Annotated in this window: 1 protein-coding gene; it reads left to right on the plus strand. The window is 33.8% G+C overall.

All coding sequences use genetic code 11. The features are described 5' to 3' along the window. The first annotated feature begins 156 nt into the window (after nucleotides 1–156). Nucleotides 157–1,536: a hypothetical protein gene (locus FD20_RS12485; protein ID WP_057738917.1), complete on the plus strand. Its 1,380-nt coding sequence runs from the start codon at nucleotides 157–159 to the stop codon at nucleotides 1,534–1,536. The last annotated feature ends 178 nt before the right edge of the window (nucleotides 1,537–1,714 follow it).

Consider the following 1,714-nt stretch of genomic DNA (forward strand, 5'->3'; position numbering starts at 1 on the left):
ATTAATTATGGCACAACTGTTCAGAAATTTATGTACCAAATACTAGGATAGGAGCATTTTGCAATAATACGTTTGGTCATCCCTAATTCAATACTGGCTTATTACATAGGGATAACCATCTATACATATACTGGCCTATTGATCAGTTACTATTCCATGCTTAGTTTTACTAAAAAGAATATTCCTCAAGCTGGTTTCTTTGCTGTTTTATACAATTTTTCTGTCTACCATCTGACAGATCTCTTTACTCGCTTCGATCTTGGCGAATGGATAGCAATGCTCTTTTTTCCTCTTGCTCTGCTGGGAATTTATGAACTTTTCTTCCGTGATAGCCACCGCTGGTATATCGCCGTCATTGGTATTACTTTAATTGCTTACAGTCATATTCTATCAACACTTCTAATTATTTGTGTTGGTGTATTATTGTTTATTTTTGCACTTTTTTCCAAACAATCAAATAAACTTCTACGTCTGTTTGATGTACTAAAAGCAGCAGTCACAATCTTTTTACTGACCATTTTCGAAATTTACCCAATGATTAAAATTAGCCTTGCAAATAAAATTCGTTTTCCTAAAAAATATAATTTGCTTCGTAGTCCGGATAGTCGGTTACCAGGGTTGTACAAGTTTATTCATCTTTGTTTAAAAAATCAATTAAACATGAGTCTTGGGATCTTATTAATCATAATTATCGTGGCTTCGCTTGCTTTTTGGCGGATTACTCCCTCTTTATATAAAAAGAGTCTGATTTTACTGATCATTCTCAGCGTCAGTACAACAACTTTTTTCCCATGGGCGGATTTTCAAAAAACTCCGGCTGCTATTATCCAGTTTCCATGGCGTCTTTTAAGTATTGCCTCAATTTTTATGGCTTTAAATGGCTCCTGGTTAGCTTACCTTATTTTTAGCAAAATTCATCTGAGACACGTTAGCTTAGACATACTATTGCTTTTTTCACTTGTTTTACTTGCACTTCCCGGTTTGAGTGCAGAATATTACAGTCACTATAAGGAAGTACATACCTACCAATACATCAAACATCATGGACAAAAAAATAACCGGCCGCAATTCATTCTTCTTGGAAAGTGTTACCATAGTTACTTTTCGAATCTTAATAATACAGCAGCACATACCGACTATTATCCATATAAGGCCTACTTGCACAAAGTATCTATTCTTCATAACGAAATGTTAGGAAAAAAAGGGTGGAAGAAAAAAATGCCACCAATCTCATTCAAACGAAATCAAGTGACATTTAAGATATACAGCAGCCGAACAAGAACTATCAGCTTACCAATTCTATATTATTCAGGTAACTACTATGAAATAAAAATCAACAACCAGACACAAAAAATCAAAAAATCCTTGCGTGGGACCTTTTTAGTTAAAGTCCACTCTGGAAACAATACTTTTAAAATTACTATTAAGAAACAGCCGACTAACATCTCTTTAAGATACGTGGCTTGTGTAATTTGGATAATTATCATTTGGCTCTTTTGTTCTGATCTTTTAAGAACAAAAAAACAACATCTTTAATCTGCAATTTCCGCAACTATCTCTAAAAAGCACTAAGTAGCAAAAAATTTATGTTGCGGAAATTGCAGATTTTTGAAAATTAATTGTGTCTGTTGTTAACGCAGATATTAAAGGTGAAATATAAAAAAGAGGCTGTGACATAACTAGCCTCTGTATAAGCAAATAGGACGAGAAACCG

The organism is Liquorilactobacillus uvarum DSM 19971 (genome assembly GCF_001434935.1).
Taxonomy (GTDB): Bacteria; Bacillota; Bacilli; order Lactobacillales; family Lactobacillaceae; genus Liquorilactobacillus; species Liquorilactobacillus uvarum.